General features: G+C 68.1%; 14 protein-coding genes and 1 tRNA gene. 12 read left to right on the plus strand and 3 right to left on the minus strand.

Annotation, left to right across the window (positions count from 1 at the left end; translation table 11 throughout):
* Positions 1-78 precede the first annotated feature (78 nt).
* From cysS to ACTVAJ_RS23605, 3 genes are all read left to right on the plus strand, one after another.
* A complete protein-coding gene (cysS, locus tag ACTVAJ_RS23595) occupies positions 79-1,473 on the plus strand; it encodes a cysteine--tRNA ligase (RefSeq protein ID WP_470390420.1) in 1,395 nt (464 codons plus the stop codon).
* 114 nt (positions 1,474-1,587) lie between these two features.
* Positions 1,588-2,547, plus strand: a complete 960-nt coding sequence (rlmB, locus tag ACTVAJ_RS23600; RefSeq protein ID WP_470390421.1) for a 23S rRNA (guanosine(2251)-2'-O)-methyltransferase RlmB — start codon at positions 1,588-1,590, stop codon at positions 2,545-2,547.
* Positions 2,548-2,613: 66 nt separating this feature from the next.
* A tRNA-Thr gene (locus ACTVAJ_RS23605) sits at positions 2,614-2,686 on the plus strand.
* Between the two features lie 432 nt (positions 2,687-3,118).
* Here the strand turns inward: ACTVAJ_RS23605 and ACTVAJ_RS23610 are convergent.
* The gene (locus ACTVAJ_RS23610; RefSeq protein ID WP_470390422.1) at positions 3,119-3,343 is read right to left on the minus strand and encodes a hypothetical protein; all 225 of its coding nucleotides are present in this window, start codon (positions 3,341-3,343) and stop codon (positions 3,119-3,121) included.
* A 125-nt stretch (positions 3,344-3,468) separates the two neighbouring features.
* Between ACTVAJ_RS23610 and ACTVAJ_RS23615 the strand changes: the two genes are divergently transcribed.
* The 6 genes from ACTVAJ_RS23615 (at position 3,469) to ACTVAJ_RS23640 (ending at position 18,426) form a co-directional block, all read left to right on the plus strand.
* Positions 3,469-4,665 carry an AfsR/SARP family transcriptional regulator gene (locus ACTVAJ_RS23615; RefSeq protein ID WP_470390423.1) on the plus strand — a complete coding sequence of 399 codons (1,197 nt, stop codon included), beginning with the start codon at positions 3,469-3,471 and terminating at the stop codon, positions 4,663-4,665.
* A 247-nt stretch (positions 4,666-4,912) separates the two neighbouring features.
* On the plus strand, positions 4,913-14,098 hold the full coding sequence (locus tag ACTVAJ_RS23620; RefSeq protein WP_470390424.1) for a DNRLRE domain-containing protein: 9,186 nt from the start codon (positions 4,913-4,915) through the stop codon (positions 14,096-14,098).
* A gap of 49 nt (positions 14,099-14,147) precedes the next feature.
* On the plus strand, positions 14,148-14,705 hold the full coding sequence (locus tag ACTVAJ_RS23625; RefSeq protein WP_470390425.1) for a hypothetical protein: 558 nt from the start codon (positions 14,148-14,150) through the stop codon (positions 14,703-14,705).
* 381 nt (positions 14,706-15,086) lie between these two features.
* Positions 15,087-16,307 (plus strand): ISAs1 family transposase, encoded by a 1,221-nt coding sequence (locus ACTVAJ_RS23630; RefSeq protein ID WP_470390426.1) that lies wholly within the window; start codon positions 15,087-15,089, stop codon positions 16,305-16,307.
* Positions 16,308-16,671: 364 nt separating this feature from the next.
* On the plus strand, positions 16,672-16,896 hold the full coding sequence (locus ACTVAJ_RS23635) for a hypothetical protein (RefSeq protein WP_470390427.1): 225 nt from the start codon (positions 16,672-16,674) through the stop codon (positions 16,894-16,896).
* 450 nt (positions 16,897-17,346) lie between these two features.
* The gene (locus ACTVAJ_RS23640; protein WP_470390428.1) at positions 17,347-18,426 is read left to right on the plus strand and encodes a PQQ-dependent sugar dehydrogenase; all 1,080 of its coding nucleotides are present in this window, start codon (positions 17,347-17,349) and stop codon (positions 18,424-18,426) included.
* Positions 18,427-18,779: 353 nt separating this feature from the next.
* Here the strand turns inward: ACTVAJ_RS23640 and ACTVAJ_RS23645 are convergent, their stop codons facing one another.
* Both ACTVAJ_RS23645 and ACTVAJ_RS23650 read right to left on the minus strand, forming a co-directional pair.
* Positions 18,780-18,950 (minus strand): hypothetical protein, encoded by a 171-nt coding sequence (locus ACTVAJ_RS23645; RefSeq protein WP_470390429.1) that lies wholly within the window; start codon positions 18,948-18,950, stop codon positions 18,780-18,782.
* 120 nt (positions 18,951-19,070) lie between these two features.
* Positions 19,071-19,928 (minus strand): haloalkane dehalogenase, encoded by an 858-nt coding sequence (locus ACTVAJ_RS23650; RefSeq protein WP_470390430.1) that lies wholly within the window; start codon positions 19,926-19,928, stop codon positions 19,071-19,073.
* Positions 19,929-20,215: 287 nt separating this feature from the next.
* On the opposite strand from ACTVAJ_RS23650, the gene ACTVAJ_RS23655 reads away from it, so the two are divergent.
* The 3 genes from ACTVAJ_RS23655 (at position 20,216) to ACTVAJ_RS23665 (ending at position 22,712) form a co-directional block, all read left to right on the plus strand.
* Complete coding sequence (locus ACTVAJ_RS23655) at positions 20,216-20,752, plus strand: rhodanese-like domain-containing protein (RefSeq protein ID WP_470390431.1); 537 nt, start codon at positions 20,216-20,218, stop codon at positions 20,750-20,752.
* Between the two features lie 203 nt (positions 20,753-20,955).
* Positions 20,956-21,984 (plus strand): 2-hydroxyacid dehydrogenase, encoded by a 1,029-nt coding sequence (locus tag ACTVAJ_RS23660; protein WP_470390432.1) that lies wholly within the window; start codon positions 20,956-20,958, stop codon positions 21,982-21,984.
* Complete coding sequence (locus tag ACTVAJ_RS23665; protein WP_470390433.1) at positions 21,981-22,712, plus strand: hypothetical protein; 732 nt, start codon at positions 21,981-21,983, stop codon at positions 22,710-22,712. Before ACTVAJ_RS23660 ends, ACTVAJ_RS23665 begins: the two co-directional genes overlap by 4 nt.
* The last annotated feature ends 176 nt before the right edge of the window (positions 22,713-22,888 follow it).

Consider the following 22,888-nt stretch of genomic DNA (forward strand, 5'->3'; position numbering starts at 1 on the left):
GTCCGGGAGGGGCACAAGCCCGACAGGGTTGGTGGTTTGTGATCCGCGCGTGAGGGGAAAGCGGTTACGCTTGACAACGTGAGTCTGCGCTTCTATGACACCAGTGCCCGGCAGGTCCGAGACTTCGTCCCCCTCCGCGAGGGGTGTGCCTCGCTGTACCTGTGTGGTGCCACAGTGCAGGCACCACCGCACATCGGCCACATCCGCTCCGGCGTCAACTTCGACATCCTGCGTCGCTGGCTGACCTATCTCGGCTACGACGTCACGTTCTGCCGCAACGTCACCGACATCGACGACAAGATCATCAACGTCGCCGCCGCCGAGGGAGTGCCCTGGTGGAAGGTGAGTGAGCGCAACCAGCGGGCGTTCACCGAGGCCTACGACATCCTCGGCTGCCTGCCGCCCACCGTCGAGCCCCGGGCGACCGGCCACGTGCCGGAGATGATCGAGCTCATGCGCCGCCTCATCGACGCGGGCCACGCCTACCCGGCCGACGACGGCTCCGGTGACGTCTACTTCGACGTGGCCTCCTACGGTGCCTACGGCGAGCTGTCCAACCAGCGGCCGGACCAGATGGAGGACTCCGCGGAGGAGGGCCGGGGCAAGCGCGACCCGCGCGACTTCGCGCTGTGGAAGGGCGCCAAACCGGGTGAGCCCAGCTGGGACACCCCGTGGGGCCGGGGCCGTCCGGGCTGGCACCTGGAGTGCTCGGCGATGGCCACCAAGTACCTCGGCCCCAGCTTCGACATCCACGGCGGCGGCCTGGACCTCATCTTCCCGCACCACGAGAACGAGCTCGCCCAGTCCCGCGCCGCGGGCGACGGCTTCGCGCGCTTCTGGCTGCACAACGGGATGCTCAGGGTCGGCGGCGAGAAGATGGCCAAGTCGCTCGGCAACTCGATGCGCGTCCCGCAGATGGTCCAGAAGGTCCGTCCGGTGGAACTGCGCTACTACCTCGGCCAGGCGCACTACCGCTCCGCGATCGACTACTCCGAGGAGGCGCTGCAGGAGGCCGCCGCCGCCTACCAGCGGATCGAGGGGTTCCTGACCCGCGCGGTCGAGGTGGTCGGCGAGGTCGTGCCCGCCGCCACCGTTCCCGCCGGGTTCGCCGCGGCGCTCGACGACGACCTCGGTGTGCCCCAGGCGCTGGCCGTGGTGCACGGGCACGTGCGCGAGGGCAACACGGCGCTGGCCGCCGGGGGGAAGGACAAGGTGGCCGAGCTCGCCGCCGAGCTGCGCGCGATGCTGGGGATCCTCGGCGCCGACCCGCTCAGCGAGCGGTGGGCCGGCGGGGACGCCGGGCTGCGCGAGGTCGTCGACGCCCTGGTGGCGGTGGCGCTGGAACAGCGACAGGCGGCGCGGGGACGGAAGGACTACGCGGCGGCCGACGCGATCCGCGACCAGCTCGCCGAGGCGGGTGTCGTGGTTGAGGACACGCCGCAGGGGCCCCGTTGGGACCTCAGGCACGGATGACCCGGACGGTGGCGCGTCGGCACTAGTCTGGAGGTTTGCCACCGCTGGTGGCGGATCCGCCGGACGCCGACACGCTTCCGGCATGCTCGCGAGACGTACGGGGAGGCGGCGGACATGCCGGCGAAGAAGAGCAAGAAGGGCCCGACCAAGGGCAGCGGCGGCAAGGGGCGGCGCTCGCTCGAGGGCAAGAGCGGCACCCTGCCCGCCGAACAGCGGCACTGGTACGAGGGCAAACAGCGATCCCGCGCGGCCAAGCGGGCCCGCACGGCCGGTGAGCAGATGACGGCGGGCCGTCCGCAGCGCCGCTCCTCCGACTCCGACCTGCTGGTGGGCCGCAACCCGGTCGTGGAGGCACTGCGCGCGGGCATGCCCGCCATCCGCCTGTTCCTGGCCAACAGCCTGGACCCGGACGAGCGGGTGACCGAGGCGGCGCGCCTCGCGGGCGACCGGGGCGTCGAGGTCGTCGAGGTGACCCGCACCGAGCTGGACCGGCGGTGCGAGAGCAACGGCCAGCCGGGCGCCGCCCACCAGGGGATGGCGCTGCATGTGCGCCCGTACCGCTACCTGACCCCGGAGGACCTACTGGACCGGGCGCTGGAGTCGGACACGGCGCCGCTGATCGTCGCCCTGGACGGCGTGACCGACCCGCACAACCTCGGGGCGGTCGCGCGTTCGGCGGCCGCGTTCGACGCGCACGGCCTGGTGATCCCGGAGCGCCGGTCGGCCAGCGTGAACATGACCGCGTGGAAGACCTCGGCGGGAACCCTCGCCCGGCTCCCGGTCGCGCAGGCCACGAACCTGACGCGGGCACTGGAGGGCTTCAAGAAGGCGGGGCTGTTCGTCGTCGGCCTGGACGCCGGGGGCGACACCCGACTGCCGGAGCTGGAGCTGGCGACGGGGCCGCTGGTGATCGTCGTGGGGTCCGAGGGCAAGGGCCTGTCGCGGCTTGTGCGCGAGTCGTGCGACGTGGTGGCGAGCATCCCCATCGGCGGCGCGGAGTCGCTCAACGCCTCGGTGGCGGCGGGAGTGTCGCTGTACGAGGTCGCGCGCAGGCGCGGAGCCGGATCCGAGTAGGCCGCGCGGCTCAGGAACCGGTACCATTCGGATGGACGCTCCGAGGCCGGACGGCCTCGGACGCCCGCCAGCGTAGCTCAATTGGCAGAGCAATCGCCTTGTAAGCGATAGGTTAGGGGTTCAAGTCCCCTCGCTGGCTCTCACTATGTCTGACCTGGGACATCTTCAGGCGGAGCCGCTCGGCTGACCGCCGGACTACCCGGCGAGCAATCTCCTGTGGGCACCAAGCGCGTACGCCGGGGACCGCGCGACATGGCCGCCGGACCCCCGAAGCCCCACGTCGACTCCTTCGTCCTCACCCTGCGCGCCGCCGGGCGCAGCGAGCGCACCGCCACCATGTACAGCGAAGCGGTCCGGTGGTTCGCCGCCGAGCACTGGGGAGATCACCTACATCCTGACCACTCGGCCCCACGAACCCGCTGCGCCGAAGGAAGGGGAAGCGGAGAGCACCGAGCCAGTCGCTGACGAGGGGCCGAAGACCGATCCGCAGGGTGACGGAGGGTTTCATGGTGGCGAGCTGATTGTGGGAGCTGTCGTCGGGGGAGCCGCGGGAGTGATTGCGGGACGGCTGTCAGTGCCTGGCCGATGCGAGCGGAAGCCGAGGAAGGAGCAGGACGAGGGCGAGTCCGCTGACCTTGTCGAGGACGAGGAGCTTGACGGCGACGAGGTTCTGGGCAGTTCGGTGCCCGTCACCCGGGACACTGACAGAGGCGTGATCAGCGCGGAAGGGCACGTCCGGATCGCTGACAGCCTCAGCGTCAGCGCACGCACGGGTCTCGGCATCACGGGTGCTCACGCGGTGGGCGTATGCGCCTCTCTCATCGCCCGAGCCGTGGCCTCGCCGAAATCCGGGTCATCACCACCCGCCAAGTGATGGCTGAGGCGGGAGCACCATCGAATGCGTGCGTGCCCGGTGTGACCGTGAGCGCTGACACCGCAGTCGCCATCACGGAAGCGGAGCTGGCCAGCATCTCCGCGGCACCACGTGAGCAGGGGGAGGAACGGATTCTGTTGCTGGTGAGTGCTCCCGAACATGCCCTGGTCCGGGACCGACTGCTCACCCTGGCGCAGGCGGATGAGGACGATGTCCTGGTGGTGACCCTCGGCGCGGAGACAGGGTGCACGGAGGCGGTCTGTGACTCCTTCGACGAGGTCAGCGTCACCGCGCCGGACGGGAGCACGGCCACCTACATGGACCTGCGCTTCCTCCATATCGACCAGGCCACCTTGGCCGCGCATTTCATCGGGGAGGGTCAGGTACCGGAACCACCGCAACCAGAGCCGCAGGGCGCGGAGACGTCGGACGAGGAGGAAGTCCCACCGCAGCCCGAACCGGATGAGGGACAAGCCGCCCCGAGTTCGGCCCCGATGACGAAGGTGGACATCCGGCTCTTCGCACCGCACCCGCACATCAGCGTGGTGGGAACCGGCATCGGCCAGCGGATGCGTTCGTCATCCCGAAGGATGCTCGCCTACCTGGCACTTCATCCACGTGGGGTTGGCACCGAGCCCCTGACGGACGCGCTGACCCCCGACAGCACCGAGAGCAAGGCCCGGGCGCTGCGCAACACCGCGTCCAGCGACGTCCGCCGCGTCGTCCGCGACGCACTGGGAGACCCCGAAGCGGAGATCCTCCAGGTGGACTCGGGACGCCATCGGATCCGGCAAGAGGCCGTCGACGCGGACGTGTGGCGGTTCGACGCCGCGATGAAGACGGCAGGCGAGGCTGCGGACGCTGGGCCGCGTGAGGAACACCTGCGCCTGGCCTCAATCGAGTGCGCGCCGGTCCTGCTGTCTGAAGTCGACTTCCCGTGGATTGAGGAGAAGCGGCAGGCGTACCGGCGAGCCGCAGCCGACTGCTTCGTGAGCCTGGCGAAGACAGCCGAAACCCCTGAACAGGCGCTGGCCTGGCTCGAACGCGCGCGCGAGTCCGATGACCTGAACGAAGCTGTCTACCAGGAGATCATTAAGGTCCACGCGGCGCTGGGCCGCCCGGACGCGGTGCAACGCACCTTTCAGGACCTCTCTGAACGTCTCAAGGCCATGCGTGCTCGCCCGAGCGCCACCACGAACAAGCTCCTCCACACCCTGACGACGGACGTTGCTCTCAGTGAATAAATCCTGGCCTAAACCTTGAAGGGCTCTGTTTCTGGGTTACACAGAGGTCTCGCTGTGGGAACAGTGATGTTTATGTGCTTCGCGAGGTCTTGTGTACTGAGTTCCACCTTCTGCTAGTTTTGCCCTGGTTCTGTCAGTTTTAGATGGCGTTCCGGATCTGCGGGCTTTGGGGGAAGCGTGCGCACCATTTGGGGATGGTGTGCTTGCCGCTCCTGGTTCGCTTTGAGTGATCCGGAGGTGACCGGTCGTGCCGACCGGCCAGCAGTCGTTTGTGCGCGCGGTGTTTCAACGCATCGTCTCTCGCCGTGACTCCAACAAGCCGTTGCGCTCACGTGCGAAAAGCACGCTGCTGAAATTCACCGCAGTTGGTACTGGGCTTGTTCTCCTACTGTCAGACTCCGTCTCCTCCGTACCGATGTACACCGGCATGCCGCGCCTCACCCCGGTGTCCGCTGCGGACGTGGTGACCCCAGACCAGGGCGACGGTTCTGCTGACGGTCTCTCGCACGAGGCCGACAGCGCGTTGATCGAGGGCACCTCGACCGGCCAAGGGCCGGACGTGGATCCGCCCGACGGGGCTCTGCCCCAGGAATGGCCGAACCTGCCCGAAGACGCGGACACGCTCGCTCCTCCGGACCCGGAGCCTGCGGGTCGCACCGTGGAGGAGGAACCGGAGCCTGAGGTCACGGGCTTCGACCCGGACACGAGTGAGGAACTCGTCGAGGAGCGCGACGAGCATTCGCGCACGTTCGAGAACGAGGACGGCACTCTCTCCACCGACTTCTCCCTGGAGCCCCTCCACTTTGAGCAGGAAGACGGCTCATGGGAGGAGATCGACCCCAGCCTCGTCCCTGAGAATTCTCTGACCTGGACCAACTCCGCCGACTCCAGGGAGGTGGACTTCGCCGCGAGCGCTGACGCGGACGCGCTCGCACACATGGAGCTGGACGAAGAACACAGCCTGTCCTTCTCCCTCGAGGGCGCTCAAGGAGCTCAGGGTGAGGTGTCGGAGGACGAGCCCGACACGATCGTCTACCCCGAGGCGCTGCCGGGAGTGGACATCGAGCTGACGTCGCTGATCGGTGGAGCGGTCAAGGAAACCATCTGGCTTCAGGAAGCTCCCGTGACACAGGACGGTGCACGTTGGCGCTTCCCTCTGGAGCTGGGTGTCCTGGACCCGGTCCAGCTCCAGGACGGCAGCATCGACCTTGTCAACGCCGACGGAGACACGGTCGGTCACATCCCCGCCGGCTACATGGAGGACTCGAACCGGGATCCCCACTCCGGGGACGGTGCCTTCTCCGAGGCCGTGGAGTTCACCCTCATCGAGGAGTCCGACGGATGGGTCCTGGAGGTGGTCGCCGACTTCGAGTGGCTCACTGACGAAAACCGCGTCTACCCGGTCGCGGTGGACCCCACGTCGACCTGGAACTACAACGCCTCACAGGACACCTACGTCCAGAGCGGCTACAACACCTCCCGCTACACCGAGCAGCAGCTGAAGGCCGGAACCTATGACGGCGGCTCTCACCGAGCCGCCTCGTACCTGCGGTTCAACGCGATGGTCGACGAGTTGAGCGACCACAAGATCTTCGGGGCCAAGCTCTACCTGTTCAACCACTGGTCCTACTCGTGCACGCCGAGTCCGGTCTACGTGCACGAGGTGACCCAGTCCTGGTCCCAGAAGTCCATCTCCAACTATCCAGGACCGTCCTACAACTCCACCCCTCTGGGAAGCGAGAGCTTCGCGCGTGGCTGGATGCCGATCGGCGCGAGCTCCAGTTCCTGCCCCGCTCGGTACGAAGGCATCGACCTGGGAACGGGCGGCCGGGACCTGGTCCAGGCATGGGTGGACGGGGACAAGCCCAACCACGGCCTCAGCGTTCGGGCCTCCGCCACCGACAGCAACGGCTGGAAGAAGTTCGGCAGCCGGGAGTCGTGGGGCGCGCCGTACATGACGGTCACCTACAGCCCCTACCGAGCTGACTACGAGTTCGTCACCTCGCCGCCGGAGTTCGACCCGGCGCCCCACGCGAACCGTGGTACCTCGGTTGACGTCCAGGTGACCAACCGCGGCCACGAGACCTGGACCCCGGACAACGGCTACGAGCTCAGCTACCAGGTCTTTGACCAGGACGGGAACCGGGTCTACCACATCGCGCCCACCACCCCCATGCCCACGAACGTGGCGACGGGGGAGGCGGTGACGGTCAACGCCACGATCGATCCCCTGCCCCCTGGCACGTGGACCATCAAGTTCGACATGACCCACGAGGCTCAGTCGTTCGCGGCCTGGGGTGTCCCCAGGACGGCACAGGTGAGTCTGGAGATTCCAGACCTACCCCCACAGCTCCTGGACTACAGCCCCCGCGACGGTGCCCGGGTCGCGACGCTGACCCCGGAGTTCACCGCCCTGGGACAGAACAATGACGCCTGGCCGACCGAGGGCATGGAGTTCTGGTTCAACTTCTGTGACGGCGAGTGGCCCGACTGGGAGTGCGTGGACTCCGGGTGGCAGACAGAGACCTCCTGGCAGTTGCCCGACGGACTCATGGCGTGGGGCAACCAGTACTGGTGGAACGTCTTCGTCCGTGACGGAAGTCAGGAGGTCGAAAGCGGCTGGCTCCGGCTGATCGCCGACCCCGACCAGCCCGCCGTCACCTCCAATCTGTCCGGTAGTGACCCGGATGGGTATGGCACCGTCAACGCGCTCATCGGCAACTACACCCAGACCGTCACCGACGCTGTTGTACCGACCGTTGGTCCGCCGCTGAGCATCACCCGTACCTACAACTCCTCGAACCCCCGACAGGACGGCATTTTTGGTGCTGGCTGGTCCACCCGGTTCGACATGGACCTGGTACGCGACGTGGATGGCACCGGAAACGTCGTGATCACCTACCCCAACGGCAGCCAGCACCGGTTCGCGCGCAACGCTGACGGAAGCTTCACACCCCCGCCCGGTATGCACGCGGTACTCGCCGAGACGGCCACCGGTTGGCAGCTCATGGACAAGGCATCCACCTCCTACGTCTTCGATGACACGGGGCGTCTCCTCGAAGTCACCGATCACCAAGGCCGGTCCCAGAACATCGCCTACGACGCCTCCGGCGACATCTCCACCGTCACCTCGGACGGAGGCCGGTCACTCGACTTCGAATGGCAGAACGGCCGCGTCACCAGCGTGACCGCCCAAGGCGACGAGACCAGCGCCCAGTGGACCTATACCTACGACGGGCAACGACTGACCCAGGCCTGCAACCCCGAACTCGAGTGCACCACCTACACCTACGCGACGGGGTCGCACTACCGGGCCGCGGCCATGGACGCCAACCCCTACGGCTACTGGCGCTTCGAGGAGGGCACGGGCGAAACCTCGGCCAACGAGGTCCCGACTCAGCTTGGGGGTGAGGACGCCGAGATCACCGGTTCGGTCCTCGGCGCCCAGGGCGCGCTCGCGGGTATTACCTCCAACGCTCTGGCCTCAGGGCAGGGAGCCTACGCCGAACTCCCCAACTCCATCCTGCACCGCGTAGGCGCGCGCATCACCGTGGAGGCGTGGTTCTCCACCACCGCCCAGGGCACGGTCATCGGAGCCCTGGACAAGCCCACCGACCCCACCCAGCGCACACAGCTCGTCTACGTGGGCAACGACGGCAAACTCCGCGCCCAGTTCTGGACCGCTGACGGTGTGGACCCCATCACCACCGCACAGGCGGTCAACGACGGACAGTGGCACCACGTCGCCCTGACCTCGGACGGCACCTCCCAGACCCTGTACCTCGACGGTGAGGAGATCGGGTCGAAGACGGGACAGGTCGAACACCGCGACACCCGGTTCGTCTACGTCGGATACGGCATGGGCAACAGCGGGTGGCCCGAGACCCTCCCCTCGCTGGGAGACTTTCCCTTCGAAGGGCAGATCGACGAGGTCGCCGTCTACCAGCGCCCTCTTCACCCCGACACCATCGCTCTACACCACACTTCGGGCGTGGACCCTGCGGACCGGCTAGACACGGTCACCTCACCCGAGCTGAACCAGATCGCCGACCTGTCCTTCGACGAGAGCACGTCCCGGGTCAGCATCCACACCGACCACAACGGCGGTAAGTGGCTCTATTCAGACCTCCACTACACGGGTGATGTCAACAACGAGGAACCCGAGGTCACCGCCGAGGTGGCGATCACGGACCCCAGAGTCGAGCCTTCCGCGACCCGCTATGACGCGTTGGCCGGATACCGCAGAGTCGGGGACGTCGACCAACTGGGCCACGAAACCACCTACGCCTACGACACAGGCGGCTTCCTGGTGGCGACCACCATGCCCAGTGGCGCCCAACTGCGCTTCTACAACGATGAACGAGGCAACCGGATCGGGCAGATGAGCTGCCGGGACGTGGCCGCCACCAACTGCTCCTGGGAGTGGTTCGGCTACCACCACAACCCGGATGACCCCTTCGATCCCCGCAACAACCAGCTCACCGCACACCACGACGCCCGTTCCGCGGACCTGCTCGATCCCACCTACCGCACCTGGTGGGCCTACGACACGCACGGCAACCAGGTCTCCGAGACCAGCCCGGCCACCGCGGACTTCCCGGACGGCCGCACGGTCCGCTACTTCTATACCGACGGCACAGAGGAGGCCACCGGCGGCGGAACCGTTCCGGCGGGACTCCTGGCCGAGTCCTGGGACGCAGACGGAGGCACGACCCGCTACTCGTACAACGGCCATGGTGACATCACGTCGGTGACAGAGCCCTCCGGCCTGGCGACCGAGTACACCTACGACGGCCTCGGGCGCGTACTGACCACCACGGTCACCACCAGTGACCACCCGAACGGCATCACGACCACTCGGACTTATGACGACGCCGGGCGTGTGCTCACCGAGACGGGGCCGGCGGTCACCAACGAGCTCACGGACATCGCCCATCAGGCGCGGACCAGCTTCGTCTACGACAAGGACGGCAACGTCGTCCGCCAGGCCGTCAGTGATCTGACCGGCGGTGAGCCCGACCGAACCACGCTGTTCGCCTACAACCAGTACGGACACCTGGTCGCCCAGACCGATCCCGAGGGCCGCACCGAGCACTTCGGCTACGACTTCACCGGTGCGCAGACCTACCACCAGGACGCGTCCGGAACGGAGTTCCGGACCACCTACACCGCGCGCGGACACGTGGCTGAACGCACGATCGAAGGATGGGTCGGACACCCCGACGAGGACAATGCTCCAGCACAGCTGGTGCTCGAGTCCAACGCCTACGACCCGGACGGCCGCTTGGCCTCCACCACCGACGCTGTCGGACGCACCACCGCCTACACCTACTACGCCGACGGGCTTCCCGCGCAGACCATCGCGGTTGGGGCGATGCTCAACGACGCCAACGAACCGCGCGACGTGGTCCTGGAGGAGTACACCTACGACGCGGCGGGCAACCCCGTACGCACAGTGACCAACGACGGGGCAACCCGCGTCGACATGGTGTGGAACGCCGACTCCCGCCTCGTCAGCGAAACCCTCGACCCGGAGGGGCTCGCGCGCGTCACCTCCCACACCTATGACGGACGTGGCAACACACTCTCGATCGCGCTGACCGATCCCACCGGTCGCACTGAGCAGACCCGGTACGCCTACGACGCCGGCGGCCGCGTGATCGAGGAAGCGGTGCAGATCAGCGGTGGCGAGCTCGTCACCAGCTACGATGTCAACGAACTCGGACTGGTCACGGCCGTCACGGACCCGCGCGGGAACGAGGAAGGGGCCGACGCTTCCGCGTTCACGTCGCTGATGCGCTACGACGAACTCGGTCGACTGGTCGAGGAACAGCTTCCGCAGGTCGACATCGAGCACTACGGTGAGCCGACGGTCACCGAGCGTCCCACCAGCAGGTTCGGTTACGACCTGGTCGGCAACCTCACCCACCAGCAGGACGCCGAGGGCAACACCTCCGTCTTCGGCTACGACCTCGTCGGACAGCAGACCGACAGCCAGGCACCGAGCTTCACCGGTGCGGACGGCACCCAGATCACGCCTCAGGCGCAGACCACCTACGACGAGCTCGGCCGTATCGCTACGCAGATCGACGCGCTGGGCAACACCCGCACCTACACCTGGGACCAGCTCGGCAACCTCGCCGGTATCACCGATCCTCCGCTGAACGAGGGCGCCGAGCCTGGGCAATGGACGTTCGTCTACAACCCCGTGGGGGAGCTGCTCGCCACCACGAATCCGGTGGGCGCGCGCATCGAGGCCACGTACGACGACCTGGGCCGCCAGGTCACCGATACCCAGATCGAGCGCATCCCCGCTGCCGCGGCGTACACGACCAGGTACGCCTATGACGCCATGGGAAACACGACGTCCGTCACGGATCCTCTCGGCAACACCACCGCTAGCACCTACAACGCTGTGGGAGAGCTGGTCTCAACCACCAACCCGGTGGGGGAGACCACCAGCTTCGACCACGATCTCGCCGGGCGGACAAGCACGGTCACCGACCCTGTAGGCACCCAGGTCATCTCGGAGTTCGACCTGGCGGGGCGCCAGACCCGTACCGCGGTCCTCGCCCAAGACGGCACGGAACTTCGTGCGCAGAGCGTGACCTACGACGCAGCAGGACTCCCTGTCTCCGAGACTGATCCTCTCGGGAACACGGTGACAACGGAGTTCGACGCCCTTGGGCAGCCGACCAGCCGGGTGGAACCGGTCAGCGACACCGAGACCATCACCACCACCTTCGGCTATGACTCCCTTGGGCAGCAGACGCGTCTCACTGACGGTAGGGGTAACAGCACCCACACGACCTACACACCCAGCGGTCAGGTTGAGCAGCTGATCGAGCCCGCGACCGCTGCCACGCCAGCCGAGAGCGACCGCACCTGGACCACGTTCTACGACGCGGCGGGCAACCCGGTCCAGCAGCACGTTCCCGGTGGTGTCGTACGCCAACGCGAGTTCACCGCCCTGGGTGGACTGTCCAGCGAGAGTGCGACCGGAGCCGAAGCCACGACACAGGACCGCCACATCGGCTACGACCAGATGGGGCGACCCACGTCGATCGGCACCGCCAACGGTGGAGCGATCGAGATCGTCTACGACGACCGGGGAAACCAGGTCCAGTTCCTGGGGCCGAACACGGTCTCCTACGACGGCATGACACCTGGAACCACCATCAGCTTTGATGGCGCGGGACGCGCGACCACCCGTCTGGACCTGACGGGGACCACCACGTTCGGTTATGACGCGGCCGGTCGGGTCATCGAGCACCACGATTCGGTCACCGGTGAGGATCTGTCCATCGCCTACGACCAGGCGGGACGGACTGAGTCCATCACCACTCAGGACGGCACGGTCCGGAACTTCACCCATGATCCATTGGGCCAACTGACCGAGGACGTGCTCACCTCACCCTCGGGGGAGAGGCTTCTCGGAACCACCTACACCTACGACGCGGCCGGACGCATCACGGCGCGGACGACGGAGGGTGTGGCTCCGGCAGGAACGCACAAGTTCGACTACGACTACGCCTCACGGCTGACCTCGTGGACCGCTCCCGGCGGTGAGATCACCGAGTACGAATGGGACGCCTCCGGAAACAGGGTCCGAGAGGGTGACGAGACCTTCGCGTTCGATGAGCGCAACCGCCTCGTCTCCTCCAGCGGTGGAGACACCTGGAGCTACACACCACGTGGAACGGTCAGCTCCCAGTTCGTCGACGGTGGACTGCGTACCCCGGAGTTCGACGGATTCAACCGAATGGTCAGCTCTGGTGACGGCTCCGGTGAGTATGCGTACGACGCTCTGGGCCGCCTTGCTGAACGCACCACCTCCTCGGGTACGGAGTGGTTCGTCTACGCCGACCTCGAGAACGACCCCATCGCGGTTCTGGACGGTACGGAGACAACGGTCGCCCAGTACGGCCGGGACCCCTACGGCCAGGTGGTGAGCGTCTTCGACCGAGGCCAGAATGCGGCGTTGGCGTACAACAACTCGCACGGCGACCTGGTGGCGACCTACACCGGCACCGGGACGGTTACGAGTACAGCGGATTTCGGTCCCTTCGGCGAGCAGCTGGGAGCATCCCCCGTCGCGTCAGTGGGTTACCAGGGGGAGTGGACCGACCCGGCAACCGGTGACGTGAACATGCACGCCCGCTGGTACCAGCCGGGGAGCGGACGGTTCGCCTCCCGGGACACGATGACCCTGGAACCGAGCCCTTCGGTGCAGGCGAACCGGTACACGTACGGCAATGCCAATCCGGTGCTGTACACAGACCCGACAGGGCACAATCCCATCGCTATCGGGCTGGGAGCTGCTGCATTGTTGGCATTTGCATTTGCGGTAGCCACCGCAACTACAACTACGACCACCTATGCCCCACTTCCTAATTCGCCGTTCCCGAATATTTGGGAGCCGAAGAGGCCCGTGCCTGTGCCTCCGCCCGTTCTTCCGAACTGGGATTGGAATCTCAGAAATCACGCGCAAGGTGGGTCTAAGTACGGCAGTTCGCGCAAAATGAATAAGTTTAACCCCCGCGGTAAGGAATTTTCATGGAATGGGGGGAAGGGTTGGGGTGTCGGTTTGGTTGGCAAGGGGCCTGCTGGTGGTGGCAATGGCGGCGGTGGGGGTGGTGTCGTCCTCACGGCCTACGGGTTCAAGGCTGGCCGCTACGGCGCCTTTGTTGACACGGGATATGAAAATATCTTTGTCCTTCTTGTCGATCCTCGAAAGGAAATCCTTGAGGATATCCTGAACACCCCTCAGGAACGCCCGCCCATGGCCCCTGTGGCCTCCCAGGATGATGTTGCTAAGTATCGAAAGCGACGCGAGGAGGCCATTTCTGTCAATGGGCAAATTTCCTTTGATGTTAGCGATTACGATGGATACAGCGAGACGCTAAGCGGTCTGGATGGCGTTGCTGGGTTCGACGTCAAAAATGACGATGGTGAATGTCAATCTTTTATTGAACTCAGTAAGATCAATGGCAATCGACAGCGGGGAACTGCAGTCGGCCGGTTCTGCGGAAGTCAGGATGTTAATAGTGGACCTAGGTATGAGCCGAAGAATGATCCGCCTGGGTACGTTTATAATCAGGATAATAGGGCGCATTTGATTGCCAGTAATTTCTTTGGGTCTGGCCAGGATGAAAATGTTGTGGCCACCTACGCTCGGACCAACACCTCTGGCATGGGAACGGTTGAGCGCAGAGTCGCGACTATTCTGAGAGATAATCATGAAGTGATCTACGTGGTTACTCCCGTCTATGAAGATTCGGAAAATCGACCATGGGGTGTGCGCATGACTGGCATTGCAAGCAATGGGCAAACTTGGGACCATTGCATCCTGGATAATAACAAGTACTTCAAGACTGGTGGTAGAGTTGACGGGAGTGTATGCGAAGGCCCCAAGCCCGAAGATTTGTTCTGACTTTTAGGTGGCGAGGTGTGATATGGAATCCGTGAATAGAATTATCGACATGATCGGGGAAAGTGTAGTCCCCGAGAAGGAGCCGATCTCGTGGGAAGTACAGGAACAGTCGCTTGGATTGCTTCTTCCTCAGGACTACAAGGAGTTGGTATCCAAGTACTTCACCGTGAACCTGGGTCCCATTTCCGTTGTGACGCCGCGTGCGGGGACTCCTGGGGAACCGGACCTCTTGGCGGCTACAAGAGATAGCGAGATCATTTTCAGGGATTTCTTTATAGACGATCCCGATGAGGTTGCTGAGCCGAGGAGGCGCGATGGTTCGCCTCTCGCATCCCATCCTCAGGTCTTTGATTTCTATCCGAAGCTTCCAGGCCTATTGAAGTGGGGAATGGATTATTTGGGGGGTAGTTACTATTGGTACGTGGAGGGGGCGCCTGAGGAGTGGCTGATCGTGGCGCAGGCGAAGGAAGGGTGGTGGGATGGACATAGAATGTCCATGAGTGAATACTTGCATGGCATTGTATCCAGGACTCTGGAGTGCGATGTTGCCCCAAGAATGTTCAATGATGATAGAATATTCGTTGAGTGGCCTTGGCCCAGGGATTAGAAGGCACCTTCTTCTTTGGTGAGATTGGCCTAATCTTGCTCGGGCGGTTGGCCATATTGAAGAAGAAATCAGGTTGCTCAGAGATGTATAACTTCTTTTTCCTTTGCTTTCCTCTTGTGGGTGAAGGGATTGTGTCGTGTGCTCTGTCAGGGGTCCAGGGCCCCGGAGTTCTCGCGTTTTGCCGGGAAACGCACGAACGCCGGACCTGGACGGTTCGCACGGGCATGACCGGGTTCTGACATACGAAAACGGGCACGGGTCTGAAGGATCATGGAGTTGTCGAGAAACCACGATCCGTAAGGCCACATGCCCGCTGTGTCACCCTCCCGTACTCCGTGCTTCTCCTCAACCTCACCCGCGCAACCACCCACTCCCGCTCTGATGGACCACCTGGCCACCATCGACGCCCCCCGTGATCCACGCGGTCGCCGCTACGGCCTACCCACCCTGCTTGCCCTGTGCGTGTGTGCCCTGACCAGCGCGGGCCACGACACCACCTGCGCCATCATCGAATGGGCCCACAACGCACCCCGCCACACCCTGCTCGCCCTGGGCCTGCCCGTGTGCCCCTTCACCAGGCGGATCCACATCCCCGACGAACACACCCTGCGCAACCTCCTCACCCGCCGGAACCCCGCCCAGCTCACCCGCGCCGGCCTCGCCTGCCTGGACATGCGCACCCCACCCGAGAAAAGCTCACCCCGTACCCCCACCGGGGCACCCGAACGCAAACACCGCCGCTCCCACCACCAGTACCGGCACCGACCCCCGCACCAGGCACCCCGCCGCACCGCCTACGCCGCAGACGGCAAGACCCAACGCGGAGCCCGCGCACGCAAGGGCCAACGCTCCACGTCGGTGGTCTTCCACGCCGCCCGCCACCACGACGCGGCCGTGGTGGCCAGCACCCCAATCCGGAGCAAGGGCGCCGAGACAGGCGCCTTCACCACCCTGCTCGACCAGCTCGACGACGAACGGCTCCAGGGGGCACTGGTTGCCGCCGGTGCCCTGCACACCGTGGCCGACCACGCCACCTACCTGCGCGAACGCGGAGCTCACTACCTGATCTACGTCAAGGGCAACCGCCCCACGCTGCACGGCCAACTGGCCGCCCTGCCCTGGGAGGAGTTGCCCCTGGCCCATACGGAGGGGCCCGTGCACGCGCACGGAAGGGAAGAGCGCCGGGCTGTGAAGGTCGCCGCGGTGGACGGGCTGGCCTTTCCCGGGGTGTGTCAGGTGGTGCGCATCGAGCGTCACCGCCGCAGGCACGGCACCGCCAAGGGCAGCCGTGAGGTGGTCTTCGCCGTCACCGACCTGGACGCCCACCAGGTCTCACCCGCGGAACTGGCCGCCCATACCCGCGGGCACTGGACGGTGGAGAACCGAGTGCACTACGTGCGGGACGTGACCTTCAAAGAGGACGCGCGCCGCACTCGTACCGGGGCCGCCCCGGTCGTGCTGGGGTGCCTGACCGATATCGTCCGCCAGGCGTTGGCTGCCACGGGGTGGAAGAACCTCGCGTCAGGGCGCAGAGCCCACACCGATCCGGACAGGGCTCTCGAACTCCACGGCATCAGCCGAGACCAGCCTGTATGGATCTGAAACGCGAGAACTCCGGGGCCCTGGTCAGGGGTCGGTGAGGGGTCGTTCGAAGGGTGCCCCGTCCAAACGCTGACATAGCACGTCGGGTGGGGTGCTGAGGGGCGTCTGCGCAACCCCGACATATATACCTTTCGTGGGTCTCTGCTCTTCGTTGGCGGGGTGGGGCGGGCGACGGGGCGAGGTTGTCGGGGAGCCGGTGTCCAATCCGGGGTCGTGGGTGGCTTCTTTCTGGGGTGAAGGACGTTGTCGCCCCGGAAGGTGTGAGCTGATGCGGCGCTTGGACGAGAGCAGGCGGTGCCAGCATGAGCCGCGGCTGTACGCGGTGGGAGGACGAGGTCGCCGCCGGACGTTCGGACTGCGGAGCGTGTGTTCGCAGGCTGAGGGAGCCGCGCTGCGGGTCGCCGGACACTCCGAGTACCTGGCGCTGCTCGACGATCTGCGCAGGCTCGCCTCGTACCTGGAGGCGAACCCGGATCTGCCGGTGAGTGAGATGACGCGGGTGGAGGCCGTCTACGTCACCGAGGGGTGCGACGGTCACCAGCAGGACGCGGTCGCGCGTCTGGCGGACGCGATGGTGGCGGCCCGGTGATCGCGGCCCTCACGCTGATCGTCCCGATCCTGCTGCTCGTGACACCGTCCAGCCACCACCTGGGCTCACACGAACGCGGTCTCTGCCACCCCGTGGTCCCGGTGCTCTTCCACCCGGGCGATCCGTTGTTCCGCAACGAACAGGCCGACTCCTGGACGCGGGAGCAGTGCGCGGTCGCCCGCCGGGAACGGGCGGTGCTGACGCTGCTCTGGGCCGCACCGACCGTCCCCTCGGGGCGTTCGGCGTGTGGGGGCTACTGTTCCGGCGGCGGTCACCACGGGCGTGGGTGTTGCGTTCCGTCGAGCCTTCACGGTCATGCGGGCAGCGCGTCCGCCAGGACATCGGGGAACCCTGGCGCGCGCTGACGATATCTGCCCGTCGGTCGCGCTTGCCGGTGCTCCCCCGAGGGGCTGATCCTGGTCGTACGGAACCCGCCCCGGGAGGTGCGCCATGGACGTCCGGCACGGTGCCGCCGCGGTCGCCGCGGTGGCTGTGCTCTCCGGTTGCGCGCCGGGTGAGGGGGGCGACGGCGCGACCGGGACGCCGGGCCTCGGCGACGGCGTCGAGGTGGCCACCGGGCTCGACATCCCGTGGGGCCTGGCCTTCCTGCCGTCCGGCGACGCCCTGGTGTCGGAGCGGCACACCGGCCGGATCCTGCGGGTGACGCCCGACGGCGCCGAGCCGGAGGAGGTGTACGAGGTGCCCGGTGTGGCGGGGCCCGAGGGGGCGGAGTCCGGCTGGGAGGGCGGACTGATGGGGCTGGCGGTGTCACCGGACCACGCGGAGGACGGTTACGTCCACGCCTACCTCACGACCGGGGAGGACAACCGCGTCGTGCGGTTCCGGCTCGACGGGGGAGCGCCGGAGGTCCTCTTCGACGGCATCGCCAGGAACAGGTACCACGACGGCGGCCGGATCGCCTTCGGCCCGGACGGGATGCTCTACGTCGCCACCGGCGACGCGGGTCGGCCGGGCCTGGCACAGGATCCGGACAGCCCCAACGGCAAGATCCTGCGGCTGACCCCGGACGGGGATCCGGCACCCGGCAACCCCACCCCCGGATCCCCCGTGTTCAGCCTCGGACACCGCAACGTCCAGGGCCTGGCCTGGGACGACGAGGGGCGGCTGTTGGCCACCGAGTTCGGCCAGGACGCCTTCGACGAGGTCAACCTGATCGAACCGGGCCGCAACTACGGCTGGCCGGAGGTGGAGGGGACCGGCGGCACCGACGGCGGCCGGTTCACCGACCCCCTGCTCACCTGGACGCCCGACGAGGCCTCACCGTCCGGGGCCGCCGTGGTCGGCGCCACCCTGTACGTCGCGGCGCTGCGTGGTGAGCGGCTGTGGGCGGTCCCGCTGCAGGACGGCGGTCTGGGAGAGCCGTCCGCTGAGCTGGAGGGGCGGTACGGCCGACTGCGCACGGTCGGGGAGGCGCCCGACGGGGCGCTCTGGCTCACCACGTCCAACACCGACGGCCGGGGGGACGTGCGCGGTGGCGACGACCGGATCGTTCGCTTCGAGGTCTCCTAGGGTGGGTCCGCGGCACACGCTCCAGCCGCGATGGGCCGCGGGCAGCAGGGGGCTGTCGCCGTGGTGCGCCAGGACCAGCTCGCGGGTGACCCGGGCCAGCCGACGGGCCCGGCCGGGGTCGAAGGTGTCCAGGGACAGGTCGACGGGCCGCCCCCGGTCGACACCGGTCAGCCGGTCCCGGGGAGGGGCGACGATCCCCCTCGCCGGTTGCCGGAGGTGGGCGGTGCCGCCGAGGGTCCTGGTGAACCCGGGGTGGTGGAGGACCACGCGCGCCGCGCTGCTCGGTGCGTCGGCCAGGGACCTGCCGAGGAGGTCGTTCGCCCGCCCCGCCTGGAGCTGGGCGCGGATCGTCCCTACCCGCGTTCCGCCTGGAGGTCGTCGAAGTCCGCCCGGCCCGCCCGGAGCCCCGCCCCGGCGACGTCGACGGTCACGGGGGACGGGCTGGTCTCCTCCCTGGTCACGTTCGTGGAAATGGCCTGGCGCTGGTCCTGGGCGGACCGGATCCTCTCCGGGGGGACGTCCACGACGCGGGGGACCCCCTGGCGGAGGGCGAGGCCGACGCCGACCTGCGGGACCTGGTCCGGTGGATCGACCCGGAGGCGGAGTTCGCGGACGGGTTCCCGTTGGTGGAGTTCCTGTAATTGCTACCGGAGGCCGTGGCGGTCCGCCCACGCGGCGATCGCCGCTCCGATGGCCTCGGGCCGGTCCTCCGGTGCGTGGTGCCCCGCCGGCCCGCAGTGCTCCCTCTCCAGCGCCGCCATGTGGGACGCGCACCAGGCGGCCATCTCCTCGGTGACGAGCAGTGTCGGGGAGGAGTCGAAGGTCAGCAGGAGTTTGGGCACGTCGTCGCTGGCGCCGAGCCAGTCGCGATAGCCGTCGAGCCGCTCGGCCACGTCGGTCGGCTCACCGTCCAGGGGGAGGGAGCGGGCCCACGTGAGCAGCGGGCGCCGACTGTCCGGGGTCGGGTAGGGGGCCCGGTACGGCGCGATCTCCGCCTCGTCCAGCGGGTTGAGGACGCCGCGGGTGAAGGCCGCGTCCACGAGGTCGTTGCGGCTGAGCGCCCTCTGCCCTCCCTCCGGGGAGCGCAGGGTCTCGAAGCGCTCACGGGCCGGTGCGCTCAACTCCGTCCAGGACATCGGCCGGATGACGGTCTCCATGAAGGCGATACCGAGTACCCGTCCGGGGTGCCGCGCGGCCAGGTCGAACGCGAGCGCCCCTCCCCAGTCGTGCCCGACCAGTACCACCCGGTCCAGGTCCAGTGCGTCGAACCAGGCGTCGAGGTAGCGCGCGTGGTCGGCGAACCGGTGGTCCCCGCCGGGCTTTCCGGACCTCCCCATGCCGATCAGGTCGGGGGCCAGCAGGCGTCCGGGGGCGCCGAAGGCGGGCAGGACCCTTCGCCACAGGTGGGACGAGGCGGGGTTGCCGTGGAGGAAGACGACGGGCGTCCCCTGCCCGGTCTCCTCGTAGTACATGGCCGAGTCGTGGACGTCGACGAAGGGCATGTGCGCTCCATTTGTTAGTATTTCTAACGTTTGTTTCTCTAACGAATATAGGGCGGGGGAGAGGCCGACGCAAGAGACCGGCCCCGACACGTGACCGTCCCGCCGGGCCCCCGGGGCGGCGGAGGCCGACCGGGGGCGGATTCCCCGGCCCGCGTCCGCCGAGTCGGCACAACCCCTGACGAGCGGGTGCAACCCCGGTAATCTGGGACGACACGCGTGGACGGGGCCGGGCCCGGCGAACCCCGCGGACCCTGACCGCGTCCGAGGCCCACGTCTGGAGTTCCCCCATGCCCGGCACCTCGCCCGTCATCGGAGTCGCCGCCGTCCGCGCCCTCCTGGCCGCCGACTCCGACACCCTGCTGGTGGACGTCCGCACGCCCGCCGAGTTCGCGGGCGCCCGCATCGACGGCGCGGTCAACCTTCCCTCGGGAGAGCTCGACCGCCACCTGGACCGGCTCACCGCCGACCCGGGCCGCCGCCTCGTCCTGGTCTGCCGGTCCGGTGACCGCGCCACCCGGTGCCGGGACGCGCTCGCGCGGGCCGGTCACACCGGCACGCTGGTGCTGGACGGCGGCATGGCCGCCTGGGTCGCGGCGGGGGCACCGGTGGTCGGCGCCCCGTCGCGCTGGTCCCTGGAGCGGCAGGTGCGCCTGGTCGCCGGAGGCCTCGTCCTGACATCGGTGGTCACCGGCGTGTGGTGGCCGCCCGCCGTGTGGGGCGCCGCCCTCATCGGCGCCGGGCTGGTCTTCGCCGCGCTCTCCGACACCTGCGGTATGGCGATGCTGCTCGCCCGGCTCCCCTACAACCGACCGGTCCGCCGCTGACCCGGCGGCGCCGGACCCGATCCCGCCGCCTCCGCGTGTCACCGTGCGTCATCGCATGTCAGAGGGGTAACGGTGGGTGCGGGATGTGAACCTCCGGGGCGGAGTGTCCGTCCTAGACGCCAAAGGCACACCGGGGAGGGCGCGGGACGCGTGCCGACCCTCCCCGAGCAGCGGCTCCATGGAAGCCCGGAGGTCCACGCCGAATGAACCCCCCTCGTCTCGTGGTACTGAGCCGTCGCGGAAGGGACGCGCTCCTTCCCGAACACTGGACGGAGATCGAACGCTTCGCGCACACCACCGTCGTGCGGACCGACACGGCCCCCGACCGGGAGGAGGCGGTCCGCCTCCTCGCCGACGCCGACCTGCTCGGCGCGACCAACCTGTGTCTGCCCGGGATCGACGCCGACCTGCTCGACGCCCTGCCCCGGCTGCGCGGGATCGTGCTGTACGCGACCGGCTACGACCACCTCGACGTCCCGCTGCTGAGATCGCGCGGCGTCGGGCTGTCCGTCCTGCCCGACTACGCGACCACGGCGGTGGCCGAGCACTGTCTGGCGATGCTCTTCTCCCTGGCCACCCGCCTGCACCTGGCCAACGACCGCAGCCGCGACCGGATCGGACCGGGCGTCTCGCTGCGCGGTGTGGAGCTCTCCGGGCGGACGCTGGGCGTCGTCGGGATGGGGCGCATCGGCCGTGCGGTCGCCCGCCGGGCCCGGGCCCTGGGCATGGACGTCATCGGCACCGACCGCGACCCCGGGACGGCGGCGCGCGCACGCGCGGACGGGTTCACCGTGGTGGACGCGGACCTCCTGCTCTCCCGCTCCCAGGCGGTCGCCGTGTGCGCGAGCCACGACCACGGGTCCCCGCCCCTCCTCGGCCGGGCCGAACTGGCGGCGACGCGTCCGGGCGCGCTGCTGGTCAACGTGGCCCGCTCGGCCCTGGTCGACACCGACGCCGTCCTCGACCGCGTGCGCTCGGGGCACCTGCGGGGGTACGCGGTGGACGACACCGTGTTCGACCCGGTCCGCGACGCCGACGTCCTCACCGAGGGCCGTGTCCTGCAGACCGGGCACAGCGCCTGGTGGCGGGACGAGACGCTGGACCGCGGCGCCCGGATGTGGGGCGAGCGGCTGGCCGCAGCCGTGCGGGGCCGACCGAGGGACACGGTGACCTGGCCCGCCGGGGGCGCCGCGGCGCCGGTGGGCAAGCTCGCCCGGGAGGTGGTCGCGTGAGGCGGGCGCGCGTGCGGCTGGTCCTGTGCCTGGCCGCGGTCTGGCTGCTGGTCCCGGTGGTGCTCGCCGCGGCCCGCTGGCCGACGTACTGGGCCTGGATCGCCCCGGAGCTGACCCCGATGACCTGGGTGCAGAGCGTGGCCCTGGTGCTCGCGGGGGTCGGCTGCACACTGGTCGCGCTGGTGCTGGCCCGGGCCGGTGAGCGACCGCGGTGGATCTGGCCGCTGCTCGGCGCGGGCTTCCTCGCCCTGGCCGTGGACGAGCGGTTCGCCCTCCACGAGCGCGTGCGCGACGGCTTCCTGGCCCCGCGCGGCGTCACGGTCCCGTTCCTGCCGTGGGTGGCCCCCGGCGACTTCCTGATGCTGGCTGTGGCCGCGGTCGGGCTCGCGCTGCTGCCCTCGGTGTGGCGGGCGGTGCGCGGCGACCGCGCCTCCGCGGGCGCGCTGGCCGTGGGTGTGGTCCTGGCCGTCACCGCCGTGGGCATGGACTCCATCGACCCCGCCACCTGGAGCGTGGCGGCCGAACGCGTGCAGCAGTCCCTGGAGGAGGTCATCGAACTGGCCAGCGGACTGTCGTTCCTGGCCGCGGTGGCGCTGCGCCTGCTCGGGCTCCTGGACGTCCACCTCGCGCCGGCGCCCGGGGGCTCCCGGCCGCCCGCACACGGTACCGGGGGCACGGCGCCCGCCGGCGGAACGCCCGAGGGGGCGGGGCCCCGGGCCCGGGCCTGAGCGGGCCGCACCGGCGGGCCACCCGTCTCCGGCGGGCGGCCCGCCGCGTGCGGATCGTCACGGGAGGATCACGAAACCGGCGTCGACGCTGGAAAAACTGCGATGTACCGTGCTTGGGAGCGCTCCCAGAGTACCCGGAAGCATCGCGCCGTCGTACGTCGACATGCCCCGAGGCC

The sequence above is a fragment of the Nocardiopsis sp. KDC1DS13DA1 genome, from assembly GCF_055632325.1.

Bases quoted from the DNA above. Each gene is read 5' to 3' on its own strand.
- rlmB (WP_470390421.1), top strand. From the start codon at position 1,588: ATGCCGGCGAAGAAGAGCAAGAAGGGCCCGACCAAGGGCAGCGGCGGC.
- ACTVAJ_RS23625 (WP_470390425.1), top strand. From the start codon at position 14,148: ATGATCGGGGAAAGTGTAGTCCCCGAGAAGGAGCCGATCTCGTGGGAA.
- ACTVAJ_RS23630 (WP_470390426.1), top strand. From the start codon at position 15,087: ATGGACCACCTGGCCACCATCGACGCCCCCCGTGATCCACGCGGTCGC.
- ACTVAJ_RS23640 (WP_470390428.1), top strand. From the start codon at position 17,347: ATGGACGTCCGGCACGGTGCCGCCGCGGTCGCCGCGGTGGCTGTGCTC.
- ACTVAJ_RS23650 (WP_470390430.1), bottom strand. From the start codon at position 19,928: ATGCCCTTCGTCGACGTCCACGACTCGGCCATGTACTACGAGGAGACC.
- ACTVAJ_RS23655 (WP_470390431.1), top strand. From the start codon at position 20,216: ATGCCCGGCACCTCGCCCGTCATCGGAGTCGCCGCCGTCCGCGCCCTC.
- ACTVAJ_RS23660 (WP_470390432.1), top strand. From the start codon at position 20,956: ATGAACCCCCCTCGTCTCGTGGTACTGAGCCGTCGCGGAAGGGACGCG.